The sequence below is a fragment of the Pseudemcibacter sp. genome (assembly GCF_965661635.1).
Lineage (GTDB): Bacteria > Pseudomonadota > Alphaproteobacteria > Sphingomonadales > Emcibacteraceae > Pseudemcibacter.
The window spans coordinates 1-8,043 of record NZ_CBFIEP010000182.1 but is presented as its reverse complement, the minus strand read 5'-3'; the positions used below and the strand labels follow the sequence as shown (position 1 = coordinate 8,043).

The 8,043-nt window shown below is 42.7% G+C and carries 12 protein-coding genes and 1 tRNA gene; 1 reads left to right on the top strand and 12 read right to left on the bottom strand.

The window, feature by feature from the left end:
* The 12 genes from ACTF6W_RS11905 to ACTF6W_RS11850 form a co-directional block, all read right to left on the bottom strand.
* Positions 1-826 (bottom strand): ribonuclease E/G (locus ACTF6W_RS11905; protein ID WP_438994767.1); only part of this gene is annotated, 826 nt, incomplete at its 3' end.
* Positions 827-828: 2 nt separating this feature from the next.
* The gene (locus tag ACTF6W_RS11900) at positions 829-1,422 is read right to left on the bottom strand and encodes a Maf family protein (protein ID WP_438994766.1); all 594 of its coding nucleotides are present in this window, start codon (positions 1,420-1,422) and stop codon (positions 829-831) included.
* A gap of 14 nt (positions 1,423-1,436) precedes the next feature.
* Positions 1,437-1,655 (bottom strand): translation initiation factor IF-1, encoded by a 219-nt coding sequence (infA, locus tag ACTF6W_RS11895; protein ID WP_438994765.1) that lies wholly within the window; start codon positions 1,653-1,655, stop codon positions 1,437-1,439.
* Positions 1,656-1,749: 94 nt separating this feature from the next.
* Entirely contained in the window at positions 1,750-2,178 is a 429-nt protein-coding gene (locus tag ACTF6W_RS11890; protein ID WP_438994764.1) for a low molecular weight phosphatase family protein, read from the bottom strand.
* Between the two features lie 6 nt (positions 2,179-2,184).
* A complete protein-coding gene (locus tag ACTF6W_RS11885) occupies positions 2,185-2,676 on the bottom strand; it encodes a UPF0262 family protein (RefSeq protein WP_438994763.1) in 492 nt (163 codons plus the stop codon).
* 3 nt (positions 2,677-2,679) lie between these two features.
* Positions 2,680-3,984 carry a histidinol dehydrogenase gene (hisD, locus tag ACTF6W_RS11880; protein ID WP_438994762.1) on the bottom strand — a complete coding sequence of 435 codons (1,305 nt, stop codon included), beginning with the start codon at positions 3,982-3,984 and terminating at the stop codon, positions 2,680-2,682.
* Positions 3,977-4,618 (bottom strand): ATP phosphoribosyltransferase, encoded by a 642-nt coding sequence (gene hisG, locus ACTF6W_RS11875; protein WP_438994768.1) that lies wholly within the window; start codon positions 4,616-4,618, stop codon positions 3,977-3,979. The genes hisD and hisG overlap by 8 nt, the downstream gene beginning before the upstream one ends.
* Positions 4,619-4,749: 131 nt before the next feature.
* The gene (locus ACTF6W_RS11870) at positions 4,750-5,181 is read right to left on the bottom strand and encodes a VOC family protein (RefSeq protein WP_438994761.1); all 432 of its coding nucleotides are present in this window, start codon (positions 5,179-5,181) and stop codon (positions 4,750-4,752) included.
* Positions 5,174-5,641 carry a DUF2948 family protein gene (locus ACTF6W_RS11865; RefSeq protein WP_438994760.1) on the bottom strand — a complete coding sequence of 156 codons (468 nt, stop codon included), beginning with the start codon at positions 5,639-5,641 and terminating at the stop codon, positions 5,174-5,176. Before ACTF6W_RS11865 ends, ACTF6W_RS11870 begins: the two co-directional genes overlap by 8 nt.
* A 55-nt stretch (positions 5,642-5,696) precedes the next feature.
* Entirely contained in the window at positions 5,697-6,995 is a 1,299-nt protein-coding gene (gene murA / locus ACTF6W_RS11860) for a UDP-N-acetylglucosamine 1-carboxyvinyltransferase (protein ID WP_438994759.1), read from the bottom strand.
* Positions 6,996-7,012: 17 nt separating this feature from the next.
* A complete protein-coding gene (dcd, locus tag ACTF6W_RS11855; RefSeq protein ID WP_438994758.1) occupies positions 7,013-7,567 on the bottom strand; it encodes a dCTP deaminase in 555 nt (184 codons plus the stop codon).
* 3 nt (positions 7,568-7,570) lie between these two features.
* Complete coding sequence (locus ACTF6W_RS11850) at positions 7,571-7,702, bottom strand: hypothetical protein (RefSeq protein ID WP_438994757.1); 132 nt, start codon at positions 7,700-7,702, stop codon at positions 7,571-7,573.
* 148 nt (positions 7,703-7,850) lie between these two features.
* Between ACTF6W_RS11850 and ACTF6W_RS11845 the strand changes: the two genes are divergently transcribed.
* A tRNA-Thr gene (locus ACTF6W_RS11845) sits at positions 7,851-7,925 on the top strand.
* Positions 7,926-8,043 lie beyond the last annotated feature (118 nt).

The following is an 8,043-nucleotide window of genomic DNA, read 5'->3' as shown; positions in this document are numbered from 1 at the left end:
CAGGCGAAGTTACGCCTTCAATATCATCAGTGACTTGATACTGATTAAAGAGCGGTGTTTTCTCATTATAATGTGAAATGACATCTAATAATCCCGGCGCGAATGATTTGGCCCATGATGTGGCTTCTTTTAAAGCGCTTGCTTGATCGATCAATATGCTTTTAATATCCGATGATGAATATTCACGCATGATTTGTTTAATCACATTTGGGCCTTGTGATAAAAGCGAGGGGCATTTTTTATTTTTAATTTCCTTTGAAGCATGACGCCAAATTTTAATCATTTCTGATGCTGTCATTTTCAGTTGATCAAAGGGAATATCTTCGGCTTCGTTTCTAAACGTCAAGCCGATATCATCGGGGACGATTTCTTCCCCAAATAATTTAAGCGCAGATCTTTTTTCAGGATCTTTAATCCGGCTAGAAACAAAAGCGCCCGTTCTAAATGGATGTATTACGATAGAAGTGCTTATTAATTCGACCTTTGCCGTTAGCTTACATGATTTTCCCGGTTTGGCGTCTGCGGTCACTTGAACAATCAATCTTTGTCCTTGATGCAGCAACGTCGTTAAATCTTTAGGTTTCTTGCCCGGCGTTTTAGGAAGGTTTTTTAAAGGTAGAAACCCATCTAGACCATTTTCAAGTTCAACAAATGCTGCCTGTAATTCCGATGAGAGCCTTGTCACACGGCCAAGATAAATGGCTCCCACATAGGACGGGGCATGATCACGAAAAACACGAATATCAGTGACTGTACCGTACTGCATAATCGCCATTCGGGTTTCACCGATAGCATCATTGATCAATATGTGTTTTCCGTCTTTCATAATTATAGCGAAAACCCGCGTCCTTTTAACATATTTGATACTTCAAAAAGCGGCAAGCCAACGACATTTGAATAGGACCCATTGATAGAAATAATAAATTTGGCCGCGATACCTTGAATAGCATATGCTCCCGCCTTCCCTTTCCATTCATCATGGCTAAGGTAATCATTAATTTCTTCATCGCTTAAATTTTTAAAACGAACCACGGTTTTGACAACACGGTTGCTTATTCCATTGGGGGTGATAATCGAAACCCCTGTGAAGACGTCATGACGTCGACCGCTTAAAAGTTTTAAGAATTTCGCTGCTTCATCTTTATCTGCCGCCTTACCAAGAAGTCGTCGGCCACACGCCACCACCGTATCAGATGCTAAAATAAATGCGTCATCATGATTTTTTGCAATATGTGCGGCCTTTTCACGGGCAAGCCTTCCCGCGAGTTCACGTGGTTTTTCATGCTTTAATGGTGTTTCATCGATATCAGCCGGTGAAATTTCATCAGGCGTTATGCCGATCTGTTTAAGCAGTTCAAGCCTGCGCGGAGACGCAGAGGCAAGTATTAATTTAGGTTTGATAACATATGCATCGTTAGACATGCAAAGGGGCGCGCTTATTTAAAGCGGTATGTGATCCGACCTTTAGTCAAATCATACGGTGTTATTTCCACAAGAACATCATCACCTGCAAGTACACGAATACGGTTTTTACGCATTTTCCCTGCTGTATGGCCCAATACTTCATGACCATTTTCAAGTGTTACACGAAACATTGCGTTAGGTAATAATTCTGTGACAGTGCCACGGATTTCTAGTAATTCTTCTTTAGCCATTATGGCTCCTTATTTAATTTGATTAAATAACATGTTGGAAAATAATGATTGTTGAACAAAATTCAAGCAAAAACTGAATTTACTTATCCTACTGCTAAAGTCGCTCTTCTATCCGCGTCTTAAGTTCGTCTCTCATCTCACGAAAGGCGGACATGATATTTTCCCTATTTCCTTTTACCCCAGACGGATCATCTGTTTCCCATAATTCAATCTTAATATCATAACCCCGGGTTAATGATTTCATTTTTTCTTCGGCTTCAGCACTTAAACAGATGATCAAATCAAACGACGTATCATTTAAATCTTCAAAATGTTTTGGCTTATGATTTAATAGAATAAGACCCGCCTCTTCCATGACAGAAATTGCAAATGGGTTAATCTCCAACAATTCTTCCTGAATACCGATGCTATCAATGAAAACTCGGTCACCAAATATGTCTTTTGCGAGACATTCCGCAATCGGAGAACGCACAGAATTATAATTACAAACAAACAACAAACTCTCAATTTTTTCTTTACTCAATACTCATCACCTAATTTGTAATACACATATTAAAGTAAACAACCGCCGTGCCGTTTCAAAATCAATATCGATTTTATTTTTAATACGTTCTTTTAGAATTGTGGACCCTTCGTTATGAAGCGTTCGCCGTACCATATCAAAAGCTTCTAATTGTTGCGGTGTCGCCGTTTTAACCGCATCATAATAACTATCACAAATGATAAAATATTCTTTAATCACGCGGCGTAATGATGATAAAGGCAAAACCAAAGTTGAAAGCGCTTTTAAATCTTCCGTTTTAAGGTCAATTGCAAGACGATTTTCTTCGATCCTTAATTGCACATGAAATGGCCCCGGATAATCATGTGAAAGTTTCGCCTTTGGTGCAAAATGATTGGTTTCAAGCAGATCAAAGATAGCAACCCGTTTCTCATGCTCAATATCCGCATTGCGACGGATGATAGATTTTTCATCTAACTCAATTTGGCAGATCCGGTTTTTGCCCTGGTTTTCAATCATAATCTATTCTGCATCATCATTCTTTAAACGTATTCCAATAGAATTCTTATGGGCGTCTAGTCCCTCTTCTTCTGCGAGTTTCATAGCGGACGGCCCAATAATGCCAAGGTTTTCAGCGTGACATTCAATCAATGTATTTCGTTTCATAAAATCAATCACGCTTAAGCCAGAAGAAAATCTTGCGCTGCCTGATGTGGGTAATACATGATTTGGACCCGCAATATAATCGCCAATGGCTTCGGGTGTATAACGACCAATAAAGATTGAACCCGCATTACGGATTTTATTAGCAAAATCATTTGCATTTTCCACCGCAAGCTCAAGATGCTCCGGCGCTATTTGATCAATAAGCGTTGGCGCATTTTCCATTGCCCCAACAACGATAACACAGCCATGGTTTTCCCAACTGGTTCTTGCAATTTCTGCACGTGGTAATGTTTCAAGATGAACATCAACGGCTTTAATAACTTGGTCTGCGTAAAAAGCGTCATCGGTAATTAGAATGCTTTGGGCCACTTCATCATGCTCTGCCTGTGAAAGCAGATCCATCGCGATCCATTTAGGATCATTTTTGTTATCGGCCGTGACCAATATTTCTGATGGCCCCGCAATCATATCAATACCAACGGTACCAAAAACTTCCTTTTTTGCGGCAGCAACGTAGGCATTGCCCGGCCCCGCAATCACATCAACTGGCTTTATGGTTTCCGTCCCATATGCAAGCGCACCAACCGCCTGCGCACCTCCAACTTTATAAATTTCCCTAATGCCAGAAATATGTGCCGCCGCCAACACAAGCGGGTTTAAATACCCCTTTGGGCTGGGAACAACCATAACGATACGCTCTACACCCGCTGCTTTTGCCGGGATAGCATTCATTAATACGGATGACGGATAGGCAGCCTTGCCACCAGGAACATAAATACCGGCCGCTTCAACCGCGTTCCAACGCACACCCAATTTAACGCCGATCTCGTCGGTCATTTGATCATTATCAGGAATATGACGTATATGAAAATCATGGATGCGTTTTGCCGCAAGCTTTAAAGCATCAAGTGTTTCTTCTGCACAAGCTTCAAGTGATTCTTTAATTTCATCATCTGAAACACGCATGCTATTTGATGTTAAATATAATTCATCAAACTTTGCCGTATAATCAATTAACGCCTCATCGCCATGTTCTTTGATATTTTGTAAAATATCTTTTACTACATCAGAAACGTCATTTTCCGTATTACGGTTTGCCTTTAGCAGCGCCGCAAAATCAGCATCAAATGTTGCATCACTTTGATTAATGATTTTAACCATCGATCGCGCCTCTTACCCGATCAATAATATCACTAATATCATCGCTACGGGTTTTAAAAGCCGTACGGTTCACAATAAAGCGTGATGTGATATCCAAAATTTTCTCAACTTCGACGAGGCCATTTTCTTTTAATGTCGCCCCAGTGCTGACCAAATCAACGATGCGTCGACATAACCCTAAGCTTGGTGCAAGTTCCATGGCGCCATTAAGCTTGATACATTCCGCCTGAACGCCACGCTTGGCGAAATATTTCGCCGTCAGATTTGGATATTTTGTCGCGATGCGAACATGGCTCCATTCACTCGGATCATCTGTTTTACTTAAGGACACAAGTTCAGCAACAGAAATGCGACAATGCCCGATATCAAGATCGAGCGGCGCATAAATCTCGGGATAATCAAATTCAAGTAATACATCATTTCCAGCGACGCCCACATGAGCGGCGCCAAAAGCAACAAATGTCGCCACATCAAAGCTTCTGACCCGAATGATTTTTAGATGTTCAAAATTGGTATCAAACGTCAATTTTCGTGATTTCGGATTGTCGAAATCAGCTTCAGGCTCGATCCCCGCGGCACGGATGATCGGCATCACTTCTTTTAAAATTCGTCCCTTTGGCAGGGCCATAATCATAGGTTCACTATTTGACACCGTAATATTCCTGTTCTTCTAGTGAAACATAAATGTTTCTCTATAGTTTCTCGGCTCTTTTACAGAAATCGGAAGCGTTTTACCAGTTTTAATATTGAGAAATAATCGAAGTTTTAGATAAAATCATTTTCCGTGCCGCTATAACTTTTAAATTCAAGCGGATTCCCGGACGGGTCAATAATAAAAAGCGTATGTTGCTCTTCTGGCTTCCCAGGATAGCGGACTTGGGGCTTAACGATGAACGGATATTGATGATGTTCTAATGCTTCCTTGACCTTGGTATAATCCTTTAAGGATAAAATAACACCAAAATGGGGAATTGGCACGGCCACACCATCTACTAGTCCGCAGTAATCAAGTTCTGGGAATTTATCGGATAAATGCGCCGTAACCTGATGGCCGAAAAAATCAAAATCAAGCCAGGTTTCATTAGAGCGTCCCTCTTCACAGCCAAGGATATCAAAGTAAAATTTACGGGTGCTTTCATGGTCTTTCATTTTAAAGGAATAATGAAAAGGTGGAATTTTTGACGCATTCTTAGTCACTTAAATTATCCAATACCTGATGCTTCGGATGACATTTCGCGGGGTATGGCTCACCGACGTCCTGCATGCTTGCGTCGATCAATTCCGTTTCAAGTCGAATAACGGCATCTGCCGCGAATATCAAATCAATTGCCACATTACCATTTTCAAGCTCCAACGGCTCAATCGCCAATAGTTCAAGAACATGTTTCTTATTTTTTTGTGGAATATTTTGGGCGCTCACCGAAAGGACATTGGCAAAATGACACCCGGCTCGAATGCGCTGACAACATTGCCCATCAACGCAGTCGCCCATCTTTTTTTGTTCTTCCCATTGATACCGATTGACCATCATAGCAAAAAGACGCTCTTTTTCAGAAAAAGTAAAATCACCGACCACCGTCACCGCATCCTGTAAATATGCCGAAATGATTGTCAGATCTTCCTGATCTTCTGCTTTAAGCTTAAGTCCTTTTGCCATTTTTCTGCCTTTCAGGCGTTAAATCACACTTTTAGATCACTGCGAGGGTAAATCGTTAAATTCCCATGCCGGCATCACGGCTAATATGTGCCCCAACATTACTTAACTTTTCTACCAGACGTTCATAGCCCCGATCAAGATGATAAATTCGATTTACAAAAGTTTGACGGTCCGCAACCAAGCCGGCGAGTACCAGCGACATAGAAGCCCGAAGGTCAGTCGCCATCACCGGCGCACCAAGCAATTGATCAACACCGCGTATAATGGCGGTCGAGCCATGCATGGTGATATCAGCGCCCATGCGCGTTAATTCGGGAACATGCATAAAACGATTTTCAAAAATGGTTTCATTTATAACGGACGCACTATCGCAGATGGTCATCATCGCCATCACTTGCGCCTGCATATCGGTAGAAAAACCCGGGAATGGCTGCGTTGTGACATTAATCCCTTTTATTTTGTCGGTACCAAGTTTTGCTATTACGCCGTGATCTGTTTTGGTGAATTCAATACCCGCTTCCTTAAGTGCGCCGACGGTGCCCGTCATCACATCCATTAAATTTTCACCAACCAATTCAAGCTCACCTCGGGTCATGGCCGCCGCGATTGCATAGCTACCTGCTTCGATACGGTCTGGCATCACCGCATATTCCGCCCCATTTAACGATTTAACACCCTCTACGGTAAGTGTCCTTGTTCCAAGGCCAGATATATGCGCCCCCATGGCAATTAAACAATTAGCGAGATCCGTAATTTCCGGCTCACGCGCCGCATTTTCAATGACGGTCGTCCCTTCCGCTAACGTTGCAGCCATTAAAATATTCTCTGTCGCGCCAACGGATACGGTTGGAAACACAACGGTGCCGCCTTTTAATCTTCCGCCCGGGGTAACGGCACGCACATATCCTTCTTCAAGTTCGATATTGGCCCCCATGGCTTCAAACCCTTTTAAATGAAGATCAATAGGACGGTTACCAATGGCACAACCACCAGGAAGGGAAACGGTCGCCTCTCCCGTTCTGGCGAGCAGAGGACCAAGCACCAGAATACTGGCGCGCATTTTTCTAACGATATCATAAGGGGCGACGGTATTGGTGATGACGGGGGTCTTAAATGAAATGACCTGACCTTCGCCTAAGTTTTTGCCTTCGTCCTCGACAGTGGTCGAGGCGCCATGCCCTTCGATCAATTCTTTTAAGGTTTTAATATCAGCGAGATGCGGCAAATTGGATAATGTAAGCGTATTTTCGGTTAAAAGCCCCGCGCACATTAACGGAAGCGCCGCATTTTTCGCGCCGCTGATCACAAGGCTTCCTTCAAGGCGGTATCCGCCGGTAACTGCTATTCTATCCAATCAATCATCCTAATATTTTATAGTTTCGGTAAGGTAACGCCTGTTTGCCCCATATATTTACCGCTACGGCTGTTGTAGGGCACTTCGCATGGCTCGTTCCCTTCAAAGAAAAGAAACTGACATGCGCCCTCATTGGCATATATTTTCGCAGGAAGCGGCGTCGTATTTGAAAATTCAAGCGTCACATGACCTTCCCAGCCGGGCTCAAGCGGGGTGACATTAACGATAATACCGCAGCGCGCATAAGTGGATTTACCAAGGCAGACCACAAGCACATCTTCCGGAATGCGGAAATATTCAACGGTCCTTGCCAGCGCAAATGAGTTTGGCGGAATAATACAAACGTCGCCCGGACGATCAACGAAACTGTTGCTGTTGAAATCTTTCGGGTCAACCGTAACCGAATCCACATCGGTAAAGATTTTAAATTCTTCTGAAACACGGGCATCATAACCGTAAGATGACAGGCCATATGAAATAACACCGTTTCTTTCCTGACGGTCATGAAAGGGTTCGATCATGCCGTGGTTCAGTGCTTTTTCCCTAATCCATTTATCTGACATTATGGCCATATTTTACGTTTCCTTTTTATCGCTTTTAACGGTCGTTTTACGTGCCTGAGCTTTACGTCTTTTCAGGTTATCACGCAAGGCCGCATTTAAGCGTTCTTGCTTTTCTTTTTTTGTCTGTGATTTACTGTTTGTCATTTTTCACTATAGCTTTTTAATGAACATTATGACCTTTTTAAGGGCATTAAAAAAAAATCGCAATTATTTCCTGAATTTTGACTTGCAGGAAAGTGGGGGTTATGGCATGTTCCGCGCCTAACGGCCGATTTCGGCCATTCTACCTTTCGCCGCTATAGCTCAGTGGTAGAGCGCACCCTTGGTAAGGGTGAGGTCGAGAGTCCGATTCTCTCTAGCGGCACCACTTTTTTAGACTTTTCACTTGATATTAATGCACTAGATAAAATGGTGCCGATGCACCTTTGCGGGTGGTGTTAAATTGGGGTGTTGGAAAACTGAGGAATTTATCAATGTAATTTGTT